The 19,701-nt window shown below is 36.1% G+C and carries 17 protein-coding genes; 10 read left to right on the top strand and 7 right to left on the bottom strand.

Going from position 1 to position 19,701, the window contains the following annotated elements:
• Positions 1 to 399: 399 nt before the first annotated feature.
• The gene (gene sstT / locus MJ764_RS09710; protein WP_239326522.1) at positions 400 to 1,635 is read right to left on the bottom strand and encodes a serine/threonine transporter SstT; all 1,236 of its coding nucleotides are present in this window, start codon (positions 1,633 to 1,635) and stop codon (positions 400 to 402) included.
• A gap of 373 nt (positions 1,636 to 2,008) precedes the next feature.
• Here sstT and MJ764_RS09715 point away from each other — a divergent pair, with 373 nt between their 5' ends.
• Both MJ764_RS09715 and MJ764_RS09720 read left to right on the top strand, forming a co-directional pair.
• A complete protein-coding gene (locus MJ764_RS09715; protein WP_239326524.1) occupies positions 2,009 to 2,722 on the top strand; it encodes a hypothetical protein in 714 nt (237 codons plus the stop codon).
• Positions 2,723 to 2,735: 13 nt separating this feature from the next.
• A complete protein-coding gene (locus MJ764_RS09720; RefSeq protein ID WP_239326526.1) occupies positions 2,736 to 3,308 on the top strand; it encodes a hypothetical protein in 573 nt (190 codons plus the stop codon).
• Between the two features lie 23 nt (positions 3,309 to 3,331).
• On the opposite strand, the gene MJ764_RS09725 is transcribed toward MJ764_RS09720, so the two are convergent.
• Genes MJ764_RS09725 through MJ764_RS09740 form a run of 4 tightly spaced genes read right to left on the bottom strand, consistent with a single transcriptional unit; the run spans position 3,332 to position 6,861 of the window.
• Entirely contained in the window at positions 3,332 to 4,354 is a 1,023-nt protein-coding gene (locus MJ764_RS09725; protein ID WP_239326528.1) for a glycosyltransferase, read from the bottom strand.
• A 4-nt stretch (positions 4,355 to 4,358) separates the two neighbouring features.
• Complete coding sequence (locus MJ764_RS09730) at positions 4,359 to 5,162, bottom strand: glycosyltransferase family 25 protein (RefSeq protein ID WP_239326530.1); 804 nt, start codon at positions 5,160 to 5,162, stop codon at positions 4,359 to 4,361.
• A gap of 21 nt (positions 5,163 to 5,183) precedes the next feature.
• Positions 5,184 to 5,978 (bottom strand): putative nucleotide-diphospho-sugar transferase, encoded by a 795-nt coding sequence (locus MJ764_RS09735; RefSeq protein ID WP_239326532.1) that lies wholly within the window; start codon positions 5,976 to 5,978, stop codon positions 5,184 to 5,186.
• Between the two features lie 31 nt (positions 5,979 to 6,009).
• Positions 6,010 to 6,861 (bottom strand): glycosyltransferase family 25 protein, encoded by an 852-nt coding sequence (locus tag MJ764_RS09740; protein WP_239326534.1) that lies wholly within the window; start codon positions 6,859 to 6,861, stop codon positions 6,010 to 6,012.
• Between the two features lie 201 nt (positions 6,862 to 7,062).
• Here MJ764_RS09740 and MJ764_RS09745 point away from each other — a divergent pair, with 201 nt between their 5' ends.
• Positions 7,063 to 8,136: a WaaS/CpsH family glycosyltransferase gene (locus tag MJ764_RS09745; RefSeq protein ID WP_239326536.1), complete on the top strand. Its 1,074-nt coding sequence runs from the start codon at positions 7,063 to 7,065 to the stop codon at positions 8,134 to 8,136.
• A gap of 452 nt (positions 8,137 to 8,588) precedes the next feature.
• On the opposite strand, the gene msbA is transcribed toward MJ764_RS09745, so the two are convergent.
• The gene (msbA, locus tag MJ764_RS09750) at positions 8,589 to 10,376 is read right to left on the bottom strand and encodes a lipid A export permease/ATP-binding protein MsbA (protein ID WP_239326538.1); all 1,788 of its coding nucleotides are present in this window, start codon (positions 10,374 to 10,376) and stop codon (positions 8,589 to 8,591) included.
• A gap of 544 nt (positions 10,377 to 10,920) precedes the next feature.
• Between msbA and MJ764_RS09755 the strand changes: the two genes are divergently transcribed.
• From MJ764_RS09755 to MJ764_RS09765, 3 genes are all read left to right on the top strand, one after another.
• A complete protein-coding gene (locus MJ764_RS09755; protein ID WP_239326540.1) occupies positions 10,921 to 11,928 on the top strand; it encodes a WaaS/CpsH family glycosyltransferase in 1,008 nt (335 codons plus the stop codon).
• Positions 11,929 to 12,279: 351 nt separating this feature from the next.
• Positions 12,280 to 14,409 carry a hypothetical protein gene (locus tag MJ764_RS09760; RefSeq protein WP_239326542.1) on the top strand — a complete coding sequence of 710 codons (2,130 nt, stop codon included), beginning with the start codon at positions 12,280 to 12,282 and terminating at the stop codon, positions 14,407 to 14,409.
• 1 nt (position 14,410) lies between these two features.
• Positions 14,411 to 15,433 carry a glycosyltransferase family 2 protein gene (locus tag MJ764_RS09765; protein WP_239326544.1) on the top strand — a complete coding sequence of 341 codons (1,023 nt, stop codon included), beginning with the start codon at positions 14,411 to 14,413 and terminating at the stop codon, positions 15,431 to 15,433.
• A 3-nt stretch (positions 15,434 to 15,436) separates the two neighbouring features.
• Here MJ764_RS09765 and MJ764_RS11720 read toward each other — a convergent pair whose 3' ends face one another.
• Positions 15,437 to 16,483 (bottom strand): WaaS/CpsH family glycosyltransferase, encoded by a 1,047-nt coding sequence (locus MJ764_RS11720; protein WP_239326546.1) that lies wholly within the window; start codon positions 16,481 to 16,483, stop codon positions 15,437 to 15,439.
• 269 nt (positions 16,484 to 16,752) lie between these two features.
• Between MJ764_RS11720 and rfbB the strand changes: the two genes are divergently transcribed.
• The 4 genes from rfbB to MJ764_RS09790 form a co-directional block, all read left to right on the top strand.
• On the top strand, positions 16,753 to 17,841 hold the full coding sequence (rfbB, locus tag MJ764_RS09775) for a dTDP-glucose 4,6-dehydratase (RefSeq protein WP_420853949.1): 1,089 nt from the start codon (positions 16,753 to 16,755) through the stop codon (positions 17,839 to 17,841).
• A gap of 76 nt (positions 17,842 to 17,917) precedes the next feature.
• A complete protein-coding gene (rfbA, locus tag MJ764_RS09780) occupies positions 17,918 to 18,808 on the top strand; it encodes a glucose-1-phosphate thymidylyltransferase RfbA (protein ID WP_239326550.1) in 891 nt (296 codons plus the stop codon).
• 2 nt (positions 18,809 to 18,810) lie between these two features.
• Positions 18,811 to 19,389, top strand: coding sequence for a dTDP-4-dehydrorhamnose 3,5-epimerase (rfbC, locus tag MJ764_RS09785; RefSeq protein WP_239326552.1), 579 nt, complete (start codon positions 18,811 to 18,813; stop codon positions 19,387 to 19,389).
• Positions 19,390 to 19,559: 170 nt separating this feature from the next.
• On the top strand, positions 19,560 to 19,701 hold a 142-nt coding region (locus MJ764_RS09790; protein WP_239326560.1), incomplete at its 3' end, for a transposase.

The following is a 19,701-nucleotide window of genomic DNA, read 5'->3' on the forward strand; positions in this document are numbered from 1 at the left end:
AAATACCAAGACAAATGATAACATTAATCAAATACCTCCTGATATAAAACAAGCAACGGCATCTAACCTTACCAAAATCAGCCAAACCAGATTGAGCGATTAGTCCATATAATTTTGCTGCTTAGTCTCTTAGCCAGCCATATCTGTCACATCCTTAAGAATATGATAACACTCAAAAGCACAGCTTTCCCATATCGTCAGATGATGCTCAGTAACGTACAAGGCTCAACTACCTATATCAAACACAGCATATCCTGTATAGCCATAAAAAATCTCATATTCAAATGCCCAACAGAATTAAATTAATCCATGCTACACCCAAGAGCAAATATATTCGGTTCAAATACAAAAACCGCTGTCAGAGTACACAGCGGTTTCAAAAATAGTCCTAATACAGGCTTATTCTGGCAACAACTCAATTTTACTCGGATCCCTGCCCTGCTGCTTCAGCGACACCACCGAAGTAAACAGCATATCACTGGAAGAATTCAAAACCGTCTCGGCAGAATCCTGAATTTCACTGATTACAAACCCGATTGCCACCACCTGTGCAGCTATAGTCGGATCAACACCAAACATACTGCACGCAACCGGAATCAGCAGCAACGAACCGCCCGGTACACCAGAAGCACCAAGAGCACATACCGTAGCCAGAATACTCAGCAATAAAGTCTGAATAAAACTAACATCCATACCCAAAGTATGCACAGTGGCCATCGTCATCGTGGTAATAGTAATCGCCGCACCATTCATACTCATCGTTACCCCAAGCGGGATAGACAGAGAATAAATTTCTTCCGGCAACTGCATACGCTGAGCCAAACGGATATTTACCGGAATATTCGCAGCCGAACTACGGGTAAAGAACGCCGTAATCCCGCTATAACGTAAGCAGGTAAATACCAGCGGATAAGGATTTTTACGAAAATTCAGGAATACAATCAGCGGATTAATCACCAGTGCCACAAACACCATTAACCCCAATAATACCCCGATCAGCTCCAAATAATTTTTTAACTTGGCCAGACCATCACTGGTAAAGTGCGAAGCAACCAGACCCAACACCCCGTAAGGCGCAATAGCCACCACCAGACGAACCACCCAAATAGTCGCATCTGACCAGTTTTTAATAACCGATTTCGTTGCTTCACTGCTCTGGCGTAAAGCAATACCCAGTGCTGTTGACCAGGCCAGAATACTCAGGAAATTACCATTTGCCAAAGCATCAACCGGATTATCCACAAACTTGAGGATAATATTCATGAGAATTTCTGCCACACCTTCTGGCGGTTTCTCTGATATCGGCGGAACATCCATCACCAGATGCAGCGGATATAAATAACTTACAGTTGAAGCCAATATTGCGGAAATCAGAACAGTTACTGCATATAACCAGGCCACCGATTTAATACTGGAAACATTATCAAACTTATTATTAACAATAGAAGATATCACCAACACAAAAACCAGCATAGGTGCAGCTGCACGCAAAGCCTGAATAAATACCCTACCCAAAAACTCCAATTTAACCCCATATTGCGGCAAAAAGGCCGCAATAAACGCGCCAATAATCATACATACCAGCATGCGTACAATCAGATTACTCTTAAACAATACCCATAAAAGTTTCTTCATTCACAATCCTTGGTTATAGCCGGAAACAAACAGATTTAAAAACAGATTTTAAAAATCACTCGGCCAAACACACAAACTCACCAGTAACAAATCATGCCCATAAAACCCGTTTCAACTCACCTTCACAGCGCCATTAAACCTTAACAGAAAACCATTTCAGCTTACCGGCAGAATAATAAGTTTAGCATTAAACTAGTCTAAAACAACGAATAATCAACAAAACAACTAGAAACAGTTAAAAAGTATCAGCTATTTATTAACATGCATCATACAGATTAAACAGCACATAATTCTAAAATGTTATACTGCACCACCCCAAATCACCCAGACAAAACAAACAATGGACACACCTTCACAAAACTACATTTTATGTATGAAATGGGGGCAAAAATATGGTGCCGAATACGTCAATCGCCTCTATAACATGGTAAAACGCCACCTCACGCTCCCATTTACCATGATCTGCCTGACCGATGACACCAAAGGCATTGATCCAGCCGTTCAGTGTTATCCACTGATATCTTTAGACTTGCCCAACGGCCTACCCGAACGTGGCTGGAATAAACTCACTACCTTCAGTGCCAACCTTTACGGATTACAGGGCACAGCACTATTTCTTGACATTGACATTGTTATCATCGATAACATCGACTGCTTCTTCACCCATCCGTCCAGTCAAGACGACGAAGTATGGATTATCCGTGATTGGAAAAAACCATGGCGAAAAGTCGGCAACAGCTCGGTATATCGATTCCAAATTGGTGCATTACCAGATTTAATGGATTATTTCCGTAAGCATTTTCAACACATCCAGCAACAATTTCGCCATGAGCAGGCATTTTTATCCTGGTATGTGCGTGAAAACCACCAACTCAGCTACTGGCCAGATAATTGGTGTCTGAGCTATAAATATAATGTATTAAAGAAAATGCCTTATGCTTTATGGAAGCCTCCAGAAAAACCGAATTACGGCAAAATCATCGTTTTTCATGGCGAAGTTAACCCGCCAGATGCTATCAGAGGCGGTGGCGGAAAATGGTACCGTAAAGTCTTACCAGCTCCATGGCTAAAAAATTATTGGCAATAAAAACACCACTACCATGAAAACAGTACAACCACACAGCAGATTCTTCATCATCGGCAATGCTAACGAACAGAACTCTATTGCACACCTGATTACAGAAGACGATATCGTAGTCCGCTTTAATAATCCCAATCCAACTTGCACACTCATGGCAGAATGGGTGTTTATAGCCAATGGCTATACTCAAATCCGGCATTTAACTATCGACCATCAGTTCTTCAAGCCAGATACACAAATATTTTTCCGCTATTCCAAAGAAGATATCTGTTCCAGCCGGTATCAGAATATTCCCTTACACAAACGGATAAAATACCTCTGGCGGTTTCCTAAATGGATAAAACATTCTCATCTGGATCAATATCAAATCAACACCATCCCCACAGACATCTATCGGCACTGTGCCGATGCGCTAGGCTGTCGCCAGCCTAGCACAGGTCTGTTAGCCATTGATTATATTTGCCAGTATTACCCCAGAAATAAAATCTATATTCATAACTTTACCAGTGAAGGCTGGACAGGACATAACTGGGATGACGAAAAGCAATTAATACATAAATGGATTATCGCAGGTAACATAACTGCGGTCTGAACAGAATCTGAACAGAAATTGTTTTATTTACCAGAAAGTCTGGCTAAACCTGACTTCAACATCAGTTTAGCCGCTTTCCCCCACATACCCGTGCGCATCAATAGCAAAATCGTAGCACAAGTTGACAAAGGTTTTTCCGCATACTGCTGTTTAGCCAAAAGCAAAATAGCTACTTTTTCCTTCTCAGGCAAGTTAATTTTTGCCAGTTTACGACACAGCCGAAAATAATACAGATGAGCCTTATATAATAAATAGGCACAGCATTTTTTATCGCCTACCACAGCATCGGCATAGTCTGCCTGTGTTAAATATGCCTTAATACCATAAGCCTGTTTCAGATTCATTTTCTGCACAATAGAATCCGGCCAGATACGATAATGCACCAAAGTTTGCGGATAATAAAAATATGTTTGACACTGATTCAGCACAGTCGGCGTATTCGCAATATCCTCATAGGCAGGAATGGTAAAATCACACACATCTGCCACCAACATTCGCCGAAAAACCTTATTCCAGAAATAATGCTTACCATCCATAATAGCAAAGCGGTACAACTCCCCACTTTTCTGATGCAACAAAGTATTGGCAGGAGCAATAGACAAATGCTCATGATATTTAACTTTTCCACTGCCATCAAAAAACACATCATAATCAAATAGCACAACGTCAGGATGATACTGATTCAGAATAGCCTGTATCTGCTTAACAGCCTGCCGTTCAACCCAGTCATCCGAATCAATAAACCAGACATATTCAGCATGGCTGGCCTGCAACAAACACTTGCGAACCTGAGTAATGCCCAGATTTTTCTGCCCACACAGCACACGAATATTCACATTTGGATAACTTTGCTGATATTGACGGATAACAGCAAGTGAATTATCCGGCGAATAATCATCATAAAATATAACTTCAGTCAGTGCAGGTAAATCTGGCAGCAAAGTATCCAGCAATCCGGAAAGATAGGATTCCACATTAAATACAGGAATCAGAATACTTAAATCCACCCTGCCTGCACCCGCGTAACTATCCTTTATCCCCTCCATAAACCTATTCCTCAAAGTCACTTTTTATTATAGGCACCATCATACGTTGCGCACAGCCGAATACCGACAGCTGTCGCCATCCCATACGAATTTGTGCAGCTAAACGGCGATATCTAAAGCAAACTCTACTATAAAAATTGTTTGCCTGTGGTTTCAGATTATTCTGTGGTGTTATCGTCGAAACAAAAGAAACCGGTGATTCCAAGCCATAATTAATACACTGATCCAGCTGAATCGCAGCGGCCGGATAGACCTGCCAAGCATTTAACTCATATGAACGACATAAAAATGCATCTGCCAATGCTGGTGCCGAATGTTTTGCTCTATTTAACAATTTCTGTGCACCTGAGGGAAATAGAATATATGCAGCCGCACCAGTTCGATCCTGATATAACTGACGTAATTCATAGCCAGCAACAAACACATCGGCTTTTTTACCCAACCACTTACGACGATGGCGTGTTTCCAGATTCACATAATCCACTTCACCAATTCGGGAAAATAACGCTGCCAAAACATCAGCAGTTTTATGCGAAAGCAAAGCATCATCTTCAAGAATCAACCACGGCTTACCAGTGTCTAGCACATACTGCCATGCAGTCTTGTGACTCAAAAAACAGGCCACCTCAGCTGGGCGCATTTTACGTTCCCAACCATTTGCCAGTTGTTCATATCTCTCAATCAGAATATCAGAACTGTTAACAGCAGCCAGACGCTGCATCGGTATCTGTAAATGAGCCAGCTGCTTGCGCTGAAATTCCAACCGCTCAGATGAATGGTTCAGATTAATTACCAAAGCAGAAATCATCTGTTTCCTTCACTACAGATATTACAGTGAACCACCAGAACTGTGCCGGAACAGAATATCCTCAATCTCACGTATCCGATCCATACGGCGCTGTACTTTGCTTTTACGAATTGAAAATAATTTCCCACTGGTTCTCAGATTTTCATGAACCACTCGTGCTGCCTGCAATTGCTCAATATAAACCTGCTGCTTCGGCGCACGTAAATTATCTTCACGATCAAATATCCAGCAAAAGCCAACTGGCAAGTGAAAAACCTTATAACGAGGCTGGGCTGAAGCCTGATCAGCAGCAATAACAGACTGCAATACTTCCTGATCCCATATTTCTGGATGGGCTATACACTGCCGATTCCATTCTGCCAGTAAATGTCTTACAGCCTCCGTATCCTGTAAAAACAGAGTTGCAGATACTAAATGTCCATCGCCCAGATCATAATAAACTGCTATATCACAATCTAAGCCAGCCAGATATTTCAGTGGAGAAACATGGAAAACCGCATCAACATCCACATAAAGCATAGGACCACTGACCAAATCACGTTCACGCAGCAAATAAGCCGATTTAAAAGATGTATTGGCCTCCCAGCCACCCTGACTTGGAATCGTTGTTGTTTTAACGCCAATCCCCAAACGCTCAGCTGAAGTACACATACGTTTAGCTTCATGAGTGTAAAACTCATCGTCAGTATGATAGGCCACAACCGTTACACCATCACCTGCTGACGCTTTCATGTCCTCAGTAACCACCTCAGCCAGTGGAACCACAACCCGACGATTCTTGGCACGCCATGCATATTCCCTACCCAGTTTAACCATTATTACTATTCTCTAACATTACAAATATTCATTATAACCGTGTCCAGCCATACATACGCACAACATCAAGCAAGCGCTGCCAATGTCGCCCCTTAACAAAAAATCTTTTAACTCTTTGTACTAAAGTCAGTTTAAAGCGCACACGGTGAGGAATATCCGAGTCCAGAGACTGGAAGGCCAGCGGTTCAACCAGAAATGCTTCTTTTAACTGGCCACCACTATAATGCCAAACCTTATCAATAGGATAAAAAAGGGTTTTACTTGCTAAAAGCATGTTTTTAGCCCCCTGTAAAGATACAATATAACAACAGGCCAATGATGGAGCAATATCACATTCACAAGCAGTCATACCATTACTCAAAGCATGCAAACGAAAAATCTTCCACCTGACAATCGCCTTACTTTCCATTGAGTGCCATGACCTGCGTTTAAAAAATTGCCAGAATCGTGGACGAATAAACTGCTGTTGAGTAATGCAAAAATTAACAGCTGTAACATCAATATCATAAAAAGGTCTTTTTAAAGTCAGGTTCAAAAAATCAAATGACTCATAATTTCTCTTATCAGCTAACAAAGAAACCAGCTCAGGTTTAAGCTGGACATCATCTTCCAGAATCAAAGCATAAGGTATATTTTCAGCCACTATTCGCTGCCATACGGCCTGATGAGACAAAGCACAGCCAATCTCCCCATTTACAGCCTTACGCTTACATTCCAGTGCAAATCTTTGCTGATTAAAAAAAACTTTCTGCTCATCAGTTAAACAATTACCATCAACAGCACTTACTCTTTCAAAAGCAATACCCAGATTTTCCAATTGTTGTTTAACAAACATTAATCTATCTGGACGACGATCCAGATTAATTAAAAAAGTTTTGAGCATTTATCCAACACCATACACACTTCAATCGCATATTATTCATAAATTATAACCAAAAACAGCTCCACCATTAACTGATAAATCCTGCATTCAGACACAATCAGTAACATAAACTGCTAAAATACCAGTCTGACACTACACTCCCTATTCTATTGCAACTTCACAATTATCAAAAACACCGAACCTTACTAAGTTAATTTAACAATGTCGCAACATACTATTATTCTGGCCATGTCTAGCTACAGCGACTTTGCCTGTGCTATTAAAACCCATTTAGAATATCATAATTTCCAAGTGACCTTTATTGACAGCACTTCAGAAAAACTGAAAAAGCAGATAGATACCAATTTTCGCTACCCCAGCCTGAAAGCACACCTAATTCACACAGCTCGAAAAATTTTTCTGTCAGACTGTTCCTATAAAACCCATCTAAAAAAACAGATATACAACCAAAAATTACAGGAAAATATACATAGTATTCTGGGTAATAATCTTTATGACTATACTCTGGTTATTCGCCCTGATCTATTTTCCCTACCAGCTTTACAGTTACTGAAAAAACATACAAAAACAAATTTTGTGGGTTATCAATGGAATGGAATCAAACGATTTCCCAAAACCATTCCCACAATAGCTTTATTTGACCGTTTTTTCGTATTCGACTCTGCGGATTTGAATAATCCAGAATACAACCAGTACCACCTCAATGGAATCAGTAATTTTTATTTTGACATGTACCAGCCACAACCAGTCCCTCATAGCGGTTCCACTGCCTATTTCGTTGGATTACATGTAGACACCCGCATTGCAGCCATAGAGGCCTGCGCTAATGCCCTAATGCAAAATGGCGTGAGCTTAAATTTCAATATCAAATTTCGCCCATCCGAAGCCTACAAAGCTGCCCAGTATTCATGCAGACAGATTCATGTTATTCCAGAAAATATTACTTTTGAAGATAACTTACAGCATGTTAACATGGCAGATATACTCATCGATATCGTCAATCCCGTGCATAACGGTTTATCGTTCCGTGTATTTGAATCCCTATATTATCAAAAAAAATTAATCACTAATAACCCACAAATAAAAAGTTATGATTTCTACCATCCAGATAACATCTTTATCTGGAGGAGAGCAGAAGACTTACAGCAAATTGCAGACTTTCTGGCAAAACCACTGATTAGCATCAATCCAGATATTGTACAAAAATATAGTTTTGCAAACTGGATCAAAAATATTCTGAATAAACCGCCCTTTCAGCCCATATCAGTTATATAGTCGAAAATAATTGCTAAAGAAACTATAGCCGAAGCTTTACTGGTACCAAATCCAGCTAAGTACGTTCAATTGCATCATCAGCTAAAAAGAATCAGCTAAAAGCTATTCTTCAAAAACGTATATCCCAAATTACTCAACAACAATTTCACACCATATTGACAAACCTAAAGCTCTTTTCTACCTGGATATCAATGTCAGTCGAACAAACCTGTGTCTATAACTCAACAGAAACACCAGCTTCAATGTATTCTTCATAACTACACATATCAAAACTAGCCAGATACTATAATTTTCCAAAATCACAGCATCTGGATATAAATACTTACCAATATTCTATGTATGAAAAAAAGCAAATTAGCACTTCCAACTTACATTAAAATGTACAGCATGCATAAATCAAAATTTACTATGCAAAACCGAATAATTCATATAGAAAAACTTTCTTTTATCAATTACTTTAATAAAGTGCGTTCAGCTGGATTACGGTTTTCGCCAAACTGCATACGGTGTAAAAACGCATAACGACCATTTTTCGCCAGCAAAGCCTCGTGTTTACCCTGCTCCACAATTTTGCCCTGATGCATCACCACAATATTATCAGCATTTTCAATAGTCGAAAGCCGATGAGCAATGACAATTGTTGTCCGGTTTTTCATTAAAGTTTCCAATGCCGATTGTACTAATCGCTCAGATTCAGTATCCAGCGCACTAGTGGCCTCATCCAAAATCAAAATTGGTGCATCTTTTAACAATGCCCGTGCAATAGCCAAACGCTGTCGTTGTCCACCAGAAAGCTTCATTCCCTGATCACCTACTTCAGTCTGCAAACCTTCTGGCATATTACTAATAAACGCCCACGCATTAGCGGCTTTGGCTGCCTGAATAATATCTGCTTCTGTTGCATGCGGGGAACCATAAGCAATATTATTGGCGATCGTATCATTAAACAAAACAACATCCTGACTAACCAGCGCCATCTGGGAACGAAGATTTCTCAACTCAAAATCCTCTACATCAATTCCGCCAATACTCAACCGTCCACTAGTAACATCATAAAACCGTGGAATCAGATTTACCGTAGAAGTTTTGCCACAACCCGACTCCCCTACCAACGCAACGACACTACCTTGTTTAATCGTCAGATTCAAAAGATCAACTGCATTTTTATCTGCATGCTGATAACGCAAAGTCACATCCTGAAAAACAATGTCACCTATAGGAGAAGCCAGCTGTTTTACACCTTGGTTTTTTTCTTCAGGTACATCCAGAAAACGGAATACACTGTCAGCAGCCATCAATCCGGTCTGTAACACACTAGACATATTGGTAATCCGTTTTAACGGATCAAACATCATCAACATGGCCGATAGAAAAGACATAAAATCACCAGCAGTAAAACCTGCATGACTGGCTCTTTTAGCGGCGACATACAAAATAATCGATAACGACGTGGCAATTAACAACTGGGTTACCGCGCTGCCGATTGAAGTATAGGATTGACGTCGTACAGCCAAACTACGTAATGCCCGATTAGTCTTTTCCAAACGACTCTGTTCATAGTGTTGCCCACCATAAATACGTACAACCCGCGTACCATCAATAGACTCAGACAAAATCTGCATGACCTGACCAAGATCATTCTGGCTTCTCGTTACCAACTGTCGGATACGCTTATTAATGATTCGTACACACCAAGCAATCAACGGAATCGTAACGAAAGTAATCAATGTCAATTGCCAGTCAAGATAAAACAACCAAATGAGAAGACCCAGAACAGTAACACCATCTTTAGCAAACACGGTAATCACATCAAAGCCAGCGGCCGTTATCCCTTTAGCATCATTGGTAATGCGCGACATCATGCGGCCACGGCTATTGTCCTGATAATAACCAATGGGTAGCATCATCATCTTTGCAAACAAATCACGCTGAATTACTTGAACCATCTGGTTAGAAATATAAGCACTGGTATATTCATTAATATAATTGGCGATGCCACGGAAAATAAACAAGCCTACAATTTCAAATGGTACCCATTTCATGGCTTCAATATTTTTTTCAACGAAACCATTATCAATAATCGGTTTCAGTAAATAAGCAAAAAGAGGCCCAGTTACGCCTACAACAACCATTGCTAACACGGAAATAAAAAAATACTTTACCAATCCGCGCATATATGGGAACAGTCTTTTATACAGATTCTGTGGTGAATAAGAATTGGTTTCTTTACTTTTTTTCATTCGCTAGCCAGAACAATCAAATACATAAAAAATTTCATATAAATTAAAATACGAAACACGATAAAAGAGCGTGCTCACCAAATTACTTGGTTATTCGCACACATAAACACAGCACAAATCTATTGCATTGAGTAAATATCCAGACTAAAACTATATCTAGAGTATAAAACTCCCAAGACTATACATTAGCAGTATTCTACCAAATCAAAAACAACCTGCATGAAATACTTAACATATAATTATATCTGTGATTGATATAAAATCATAACTCCGCGTAGCTACAACCCATATAAAGATAGCAAGTTTGTGTGTCGCTTGAATTTAGTTAAATATCGATTAAACACGTTCCCATACCATATATTCCAAATACAAAAGTGCTACAGACTAATTTCAGTCTGAAAAATTAATGCAAATAAGCCGAATATATAGCGATGTACAAAATAAATTAAAATATCAAATAATCATCCAATATTGATTAAAGCATGCATAAACGTTTAAAATAAGTTGCCTAAATCCGTTGTTAATCTCTTATCTGTTGTATTCCATGACCCGTAAAACCATAATATTAGCCATGCCGCCGAGCAATGGTATAGTAGAATTAATTGAAAAAAATCTTCAATTTCATGGATACGAGGTATTACGTATAGATAGTATTTTAAAATTCAAATACAACAATCTTTGGGAACGCACATACCAGTTTTTTCACAAACACATTACCAAGAGCAACACATATAAAAAGAAACTGAAAGTAAAACAAAGTTTTTATAAAGCACAACAACTGCTTGCAAATAATCATTATGACTATACCTTAGTCATTCGTCCGGATATTTACCCACAGAATGTTCTAACTTTATTAAAACAACACACCAAGAACAAATTTATTGGCTATCAATGGGATGGACTAAAACGATTTCCAGTAAAAAATATTATTCATCTATTTGACCAGTTTTATATTTTCGATCATACCGATTTAACTAACCCAGACTACCAAAACTATCAACTTCATAACATTACTAATTTTTATTTTGATATGGTACAGCCACACCGCGTCAAAAATAACAAACTATTGGCTTATTATATCGGTGATCACCAAGCCTGCCGTGTCGCAGCAATAGAACACTGTGCCGAGAAATTAGCTAAAAATGGAGTAGATATCAAATTTATTATACCTACGAGCAAGACTAAAGATATTAAATGCTATAAATCAAAGCACATTACTTTTGGCAAACAAAACCGACTCTCCTATTATGAGAATTTAAAGCATGTCGATTCATCAGATATTCTGGTTGATTTTGTTATTGCCGGGCACAATGGACTGTCATTTCGTCATTTTGAGGCACTCTATTATCAGAAAAAACTGATTACTACTAACACACATGTTCAATATTATGACTTCTATCACCCAAATAACATATTTATATGGGATGAAAAAAATCTAGATGAAATACAGGAATTTCTGGCAAAACCATTTATTCAAATAGATACTCATATTGTAGAAAAATATAGCTTCAAAAACTGGATAAAAAACATTTTAGATAAAAGCTTCTATTAAAAAATTCACCAATTAGAAATAAATTAGCCTGAAAATGCTCAAGTCAGTACAGTTTGAGCAATACAGTCTGAAGCTAAATATATATAATAATATAACTATACACATAAGCTAAAAATGAATGCCAGATACCAAATCCATACAAAAGAACATTCTAAATAGTTTTATTTAAATCAATTATTTGGATGGAATTTAATTTACATTATTTCCATAAATATTAACTAATTTTTTAATTAAAAACTTAAATTAACATTTTAACGAATAATAATAATAATTTTATTTTATCTGCAGCAGAATTACATATGTGTACAAAACTAACTCTTTAACACAAAAGAATAAAGAATAGCCATTATTATGAATACTTCAAGCCTCAACTCTTTATTAGATTCGGTAAACCTTTACTATTCACAAAATAAAGCAGAAATAGATACAAAATACATCAATAAAATGTTAAAAGAGCTGGAAAACTATCCGATTATATCTTTTGATGTTTTCGATACCGTATTAACACGTTTGTTTGAATGTCCCATTGATTTATTTGCCTGTGTAGAAGGCATACTAATTGAACAGAAAATCTTTTTGCCAAATTTTGCACAAAAACGTCTAATAGCAGAGGAAATCAGCAGAAATTATTATGCCAAGAAAGAATTTCAGGAAGAAATAACTCTAGAGAATATCTATACCCAATTATTATCATTTTATCCTGGACAAGAAAAAGAATTGAATCAGGCTCAAAATATAGAACTTGCTACTGAAAAATCAAGTATGGTTGCCGTTATCGACAACCTCTGTCTGATTGAGAAACTTAAAAAACAGGGTAAAAAGATTTACTTTGTATCTGATACCTACTTTTCAAAACAATTTGTTCAGGAATTACTTCAGCATGCAGGACTTGCAGATTACGATAAATTATTTATTTCTTCAGACCTAATGAAAACCAAGCATAGTGGCAGAATCTGGGAAGAAGTACAAAAAAATAATATCAATAATAAAATTTTCCATATTGGCGACAATCTATATTCAGATGTTATAAAACCAAATCAAAATGATATTAAAACCTATCACTATTCGCGCTTTCTAGGAGAAAGACGATTAGGCGCTCAACTATCACCAGCATTAGTTCCTTTCTCACTGCTACAGAAAATGAGTAGTTTATCCCAGAAAATCAACTCAGATGAAAATAATGAAGAATCAGAATTCTGGACAAATTTAGGTAACACATTTGGTGCAGTTATACTCCAAAGTTTTGTTTTATGGCTGGAACAACAAATAACGAAGTATAAGATTGAACACATATTTTTTTGTGCACGCGATGCGCAAATTATCCAGAAAGTATGGAATTTACTTGAAATGGATAAAAAACACCAAACAACATCCAGCTATCTTTATTTATCACGTCAGGTACTACGTTTTCCAGTTTTTTATATAGACATAATCACAACAGGAAAATTATCAAATTTCTCATTAGATTTAATGATTAACGAATCCGTAAGAAAAGGAGAGTCCTATAAAACATTTTTCAATAGAATAGGCATTAACAATAGCATATTAACAAAAACAAAATTTAAATCAAAATTTGGAAATTTAAACCAAAATTTTGATTTCGAAAAAATTTCTGAAATTAAAAATTACATTCAATACGAACTAACACCTTATTTAGTCTCAATTTACCAAGATTACTATACTAGTGCTATGGCTTATTATGAACAAGAAGGTCTATTTAATCATAATAAACGCATTGCTATTGTAGATTTAGGATGGAAAGGAACGCTACAAACCGCATTAACAGAACTCCGTGAGCATAAAGGTATTAAACACAAAATATATGGTTTTTACTATGGTTTATTTAATCACAGTGCACCCGGACGTTTATACAAAAATGGCATAATGAAATCTGCGTTTTTCAACATGTTCCAACGACCAAATGAAGAATTGCTTTTAGAAAATTCTATAAATATTCTAGAAAATCTCCATTCGGCCAATCATCAGACAACCATAAATTTTACTAATCATTCTGACACAAGTCTGTATCTGCCAGTATTAAAGCCAGATACAGACTATACGTATATTAATCAGTTTAATCAAACAATTAATCTGTTTCAGCAAAGTACAATTCAAACAATTACAAAATGGGCACGAAACGAACACATTTTTGGTATTGGTTCTGAATGGATTAATGTTTCTGTTGCAACAGCAGCTATTTTACAAATTTGCATCACACCAAATCGTTACGAACAAAAATATCTGGGAAAAATCAGCCACTGTACGTTAAATGATCACCAAACATCATATCATTTAATACCACAGAAATTACCTGTAGAGAAAAAAGAAGTTATACAATTACTGACTTTAGGAGGCTGGCCTTGTGGAGTTATAGGGCATTGGAAAGCAAACAAAAATAAAATCAAACCAGACATATACAAAATGGCAATTCATTTTTTTAAACGATATCCCGAACTAATTAAAAATTATCTGGCGAATTAACATGAATATTAATGAAAATCTCTATCCCATCAAAAGCTGGTCAAATATACAATCCGATAACATTAAACATGATAATTCAGTTGCCGTTATCATGCGCACTAAAAACCGCCCAGTACTTCTAGCACGTGCATTAGAAAGTGTTATACAGCAAACCTATACAAATTGGCATTTGTATCTAATTAATGATGGAGGCGATGCTCAACCTGTAAATCAACTAATCGAACTTAATTTTATCGATTTAAATCATAAAATCACTATTATACATAATACACATTCCTTAGGTATGGAAGCAGCATCAAACTGTGGCTTTAATATAGCCAATCAAGAATATTTAGTTGTACACGATGATGATGATGCATGGCATCCTGATTTTCTGAAAGAAACTGTTACCTTTCTAAATACAGAACAACAGGCTGTAGCAGTATTAACTAATTGCACCATAATTAATGAAGAAATTCAGGAAGATCAATCAACACAACTCAGTACAATACAATGGCCTATTTGGCATGATCAGATTGATATTACAACTCTAATTAGAAATAATGTATCTCCACCTATATGTTTGCTTATTAGAATGGATGTAGCTAAACAAGTGGGTGAATTTAATAAAAATTTACCTGTTTTAGGTGACTGGGATTATATTTTGCGTCTTTTTAGAGCTGGTGAAATAAAAACATTAAATAAGAACTTGGCCTATTATTACCACAGACCAAATAACAATAATACATATGGTAATTCTGTAATAGCGGCAATAGATAAACACCAAAAATATCATGTTGAATTTAGAAACTCATTAGTTCGACAATCAATTTTAGAAAATCAGGGTAATTATGGTATTTTACATATTCTGTTAAATGACAGTAAAGAAAAATACGACCTCTTATCCCATAAAATAAATCAATTAGATCATAAAATTGGCGATATTCAGGGTCATGTTTATTACTTAAGAAGAAAATCCTTTCCATTAAAAAGATTTGCTGCGAGTATAAGGCAGCTAATACGAAAGTGGAGGCATAAAACGTAACAATCAAAGAGGTAAATTTATCTTTTCATATGGTGATAAATCTAGAATATTCTTTATCCAGTTACCAAATCCGTATTTTTTTACAATTTCACTGTCTACTGGTTTATAGGGTTTAGCTAAAAAATTCTGAATTTTTTGAGAAAGATCTTCTTTATGCCAAATAAGGATATTATCAGGATGATAAAAATCATACTTGCAAATAGTTTTATTATTAGTAATTAATTTTTTCTGATAATACAAGGACTCAAAAACCCTGAAAGATAAACCATGGTGAAGAGGATTAACAAAATCTACAATAATATCTATTTCATTCAATATTTGCATATTTTCAGAAAAATCAATTGCATTTTCTTCACCAAAAGTAATAAGATGAGGATACTGATATTGATTAATTTTGTTTTGATTGCTAGTTGGAATAATAAATCTTAACTGAATATTATTTTTCACTAACTCAGAAATACAATATTCAATATCAGCAACACGCTCAGAAACATGTGTGCCAACAAAATAAGCTATCCTACTAGCGTGTCTTACTGGTTCTGGTTGATACATATCAAAATAGAAATTGGTTATGCCTGTCAGCTCATAATCCTGAAAGTCCTTATCAACTAAATCATGAGCATCAAAAACATAAAATTCATCAAATAAATTTATTATCTGCTTACTACATGGCATACGCCTTAAACCATCCCACTGATAAGCAATAAATTTTTTTCTGGTAAATTCTTTCATTAGCTGTAGTAATTTTACCGGATACAGATCAGGTCTAATGACAATAGCATAATCATATTTTGTTTCTGCAAGCAATGCTTTTGAATTGGATAACAGCAATTCCTCTTTTAATTTTACTTTATATAAAAAATTTTTGAATAACAGCTTTTGCATCGTACTACACAAGCGCTCTTTCAAACTTTGATATTTAAAATACTTGATATATTCTGGAAAATTATCAATATACAATACTTCAAAGTCATAAAACTCCAGATTTTTTTTAATTTGCTGGTAGATATTACGACTTTTAGGCATACCCAAAATGATTGTTTTTTTCATCAAATATACCTTGTTTACCTTAATAAATTCATAAAGCGATTATATAATATAAATTTAAACCCAATCTACGTTATATCATCATTACATCTATAAGAAAATATAACCAATCAAAAAATTTAAATATTTATCTTTTAATATAACTCAAAATAAAAAAACATATTCAATTTAACATTATATTACTTATAAAAATAGGCTATACGATCGTGCATTTTATTTGAAATTTTTTATAAAAAAATGAATTTTATATTATAAAATACTACGTTTTACTAATTTTTGAATGTAATTTTATGAATATTCTTATTACTGGTGGAGCTGGATTCATTGGCTCTGCCCTTATCAGGTATCTAATCAATGAAACCGACCATAACATTCTCAATGTTGACAAATTAACCTATGCTGGTAATCTTGAATCATTAGTAACCGTTGCAAATAATTCTCGCTACCACTTTTTTCAAGCTGACATTTGTGACAAAAATCATATAATACAACTATTTAATAAGTTCCAACCAGATGCAGTAATGCATCTGGCTGCAGAATCACATGTTGACCGTTCAATTTCCAGTTCTACCGAGTTTATCCAGACCAATATTGTGGGAACTTTTCAACTACTGGAAGCAAGCCGTCATTACTGGAATGGCTTATCTAAAGAAAAACAGGATTTATTCCGTTTTCATCATATTTCAACTGATGAAGTGTATGGTGATTTAAGTGATTCAACTACAGAATTATTCACTGAAATTACATCATATGCACCAAGTTCGCCCTACTCCGCCAGCAAAGCCAGTTCTGATCATCTGGTTCGAGCTTGGTATCGTACTTATGGGCTCCCTATTATCATCACTAATTGTTCAAATAATTATGGACCTTACCATTTTCCAGAAAAATTAATTCCATTAACCATTCTTAATGCATTGCAGGGAAAAAAATTACCAGTATATGGAAATGGTGAGCAAATTCGTGACTGGTTATACGTTGAAGATCATGCACGGGCTTTATATCAAGTTGTGACAAAAGCAAATGCAGGGGAAACCTATAATATCGGCGGACACAATGAACAGAAAAATATTGATGTAGTAAAAGATATCTGTAATCTTCTAGATGAGTTAGTACCTAATAAAACACTAGGAATAACATCCTATAGCGACTTAATCACATTTGTTCCAGACCGCCCCGGACATGATGTTCGTTATGCTATCGATGCCAGAAAAATTAAACAGGATCTAGGCTGGGTACCTCAAGAAAGTTTCCAGTCAGGTTTGCGTAAAACTGTTCTATGGTATCTAAACAACCAGGAATGGGTAAATCGCATTTTGACTGGGGAATACCAAAAATGGATTCAAAAACAATATCAGCCATGATTAAAAAAGGTCATATCAAACAGCAGAACAATTTAAAAGCTAATCTGAATAATATTTATTATAAGGAACAAATAAAATGATTAAACGAAAAGGCATTATTCTGGCCGGAGGCTCTGGAACCAGACTTTATCCTATTACCATGGGGGTATCAAAACAGCTTTTACCTATCTATGATAAACCAATGATTTACTATCCTCTTTCTGTGCTCATGCTAGCAGGAATACGGGAAATCATGATTATTTCAACCCCAGAAGATTTACCTAATTTCAAAAAACTATTAGGTGATGGTCATGATTTCGGCGTTGAATTGGTGTACAAAATACAACCATCTCCAGATGGGCTGGCACAAGCGTTTATTTTAGGGGAAGAATTTATCGGTCAGGATAATGTAACGCTTATTCTGGGAGATAATATTTTTTATGGGCAAAGTTTCGGTGCACAATTACAGCATGCTGCAAACCAGAAAAAAGGTGCTACAGTATTCGGATATTATGTTAATGATCCTGAACGCTTTGGTGTTGTTGAATTTGATACAACAGGAAAAGCATTATGCATAGAAGAAAAACCTATTAAACCAAAATCCAATTATGCCGTAACAGGGCTTTATTTTTATGATAATGATGTAATTGAAATAGCAAAAAATATTCGCCCATCCGCCAGAGGGGAACTGGAAATCACTGATGTTAATAATGCCTACCTGAATGAAAAGTTGCTAGATGTTGAAGTACTTGGACGCGGCTTTGCGTGGCTGGACACAGGTACTCATGACTCGCTGCTTGAGGCCAGCTCTTTTGTCCAGACAATTGAAAAAAGACAAGGACTAAAAATAGCTTCACTTGAAGAAATTGCTTTTAATAATAACTGGATAAACTTAGACCAGTTGTTTACACGTGGCAAATTTTTTCAAAAAACAAATTATGGACAATACTTATTAAAAATATACAACGAATTTTCAAAGAAAGCATAAATATGAATGTTATTGAGACTAAGATAAAAGACTTACTTATTTTAGAGCCAAAAATTTTTGCAGATAATCGTGGCTGGTTTATGGAAAGTTTTAACCAAAAAACGTTTAACTCTATTCTTACTGCACATAATCAACCTGTTGTAAATTTTGTACAAGATAATCATTCAATATCACATCGTGGTGTAATTCGAGGATTACATTATCAGGTCAATCCATATTCACAAGGTAAACTGGTACGAGTAGTTAGCGGTAAAGCGTGGGATGTTGCTGTAGATATACGAGTAACTTCACCAACATTCGGTCAGTGGGTAGGAATCGAGTTATCAGAAAAAAATCACCGACAGTTTTGGATTCCTGCGGGATTCGCACATGGGTTCATTGCTTTGGAAGATGATACCCAGTTTCTATATAAAACAACAAACTACTATTTTAAAGAATGTGAACGCAGTTTATTATGGAATGACTCCGATATAGCCATTAATTGGCCAATCGAAGATAATATGCTAATCAAGCAAACAGATAAAGATAATACTGCTCCTGGCTTTAAAGACCTAATAGACAACAATATTGATTTGTTTTAAGAAAATAAAATGTACTAGCTTAAACTTAATCTGACAGACACTTCCTACTCATCGGCATTCGTTCTAACACAATGACTGTCTGATGAGTAAAATAAATTTGTAACTACCCCCTAAAATAGTACAGCTCCGAAGTAGAAAATTCTCTTCATTAACCCACAGAGGATTTAAACATGAAAAAAATGACTGAACATCAGATCGTAGCTATTTTAAAAGAAGCTGAAGCCGGTATTCCTGTTAAAGAACTTTGCCGTAAATATGGCATCGGCAATTCGACTTTTTATAAATGGCGGGAAAAATACGGTGGTATGGAAA

It is taken from the genome of Snodgrassella gandavensis (assembly GCF_914768025.1).
Taxonomy (GTDB): Bacteria; Pseudomonadota; Gammaproteobacteria; order Burkholderiales; family Neisseriaceae; genus Snodgrassella; species Snodgrassella gandavensis.

What these genes read in the sequence shown, in the direction of transcription:
- MJ764_RS09745 (WP_239326536.1), top strand. Translation starts at nt 7,063, where the DNA reads ATGTCGCAACATACTATTATTCTGGCCATGTCTAGCTACAGCGACTTT.
- MJ764_RS11720 (WP_239326546.1), bottom strand. Translation starts at nt 16,483, where the DNA reads ATGAAAAAAACAATCATTTTGGGTATGCCTAAAAGTCGTAATATCTAC.
- MJ764_RS09715 (WP_239326524.1), top strand. Translation starts at nt 2,009, where the DNA reads ATGAAATGGGGGCAAAAATATGGTGCCGAATACGTCAATCGCCTCTAT.
- MJ764_RS09765 (WP_239326544.1), top strand. Translation starts at nt 14,411, where the DNA reads ATGAATATTAATGAAAATCTCTATCCCATCAAAAGCTGGTCAAATATA.
- MJ764_RS09735 (WP_239326532.1), bottom strand. Translation starts at nt 5,978, where the DNA reads ATGGTTAAACTGGGTAGGGAATATGCATGGCGTGCCAAGAATCGTCGG.
- MJ764_RS09725 (WP_239326528.1), bottom strand. Translation starts at nt 4,354, where the DNA reads ATGGAGGGGATAAAGGATAGTTACGCGGGTGCAGGCAGGGTGGATTTA.
- MJ764_RS09760 (WP_239326542.1), top strand. Translation starts at nt 12,280, where the DNA reads ATGAATACTTCAAGCCTCAACTCTTTATTAGATTCGGTAAACCTTTAC.
- rfbA (WP_239326550.1), top strand. Translation starts at nt 17,918, where the DNA reads ATGATTAAACGAAAAGGCATTATTCTGGCCGGAGGCTCTGGAACCAGA.
- MJ764_RS09755 (WP_239326540.1), top strand. Translation starts at nt 10,921, where the DNA reads ATGACCCGTAAAACCATAATATTAGCCATGCCGCCGAGCAATGGTATA.
- MJ764_RS09740 (WP_239326534.1), bottom strand. Translation starts at nt 6,861, where the DNA reads ATGCTCAAAACTTTTTTAATTAATCTGGATCGTCGTCCAGATAGATTA.
- sstT (WP_239326522.1), bottom strand. Translation starts at nt 1,635, where the DNA reads ATGAAGAAACTTTTATGGGTATTGTTTAAGAGTAATCTGATTGTACGC.
- MJ764_RS09720 (WP_239326526.1), top strand. Translation starts at nt 2,736, where the DNA reads ATGAAAACAGTACAACCACACAGCAGATTCTTCATCATCGGCAATGCT.
- MJ764_RS09730 (WP_239326530.1), bottom strand. Translation starts at nt 5,162, where the DNA reads ATGATTTCTGCTTTGGTAATTAATCTGAACCATTCATCTGAGCGGTTG.
- rfbC (WP_239326552.1), top strand. Translation starts at nt 18,811, where the DNA reads ATGAATGTTATTGAGACTAAGATAAAAGACTTACTTATTTTAGAGCCA.
- msbA (WP_239326538.1), bottom strand. Translation starts at nt 10,376, where the DNA reads ATGAAAAAAAGTAAAGAAACCAATTCTTATTCACCACAGAATCTGTAT.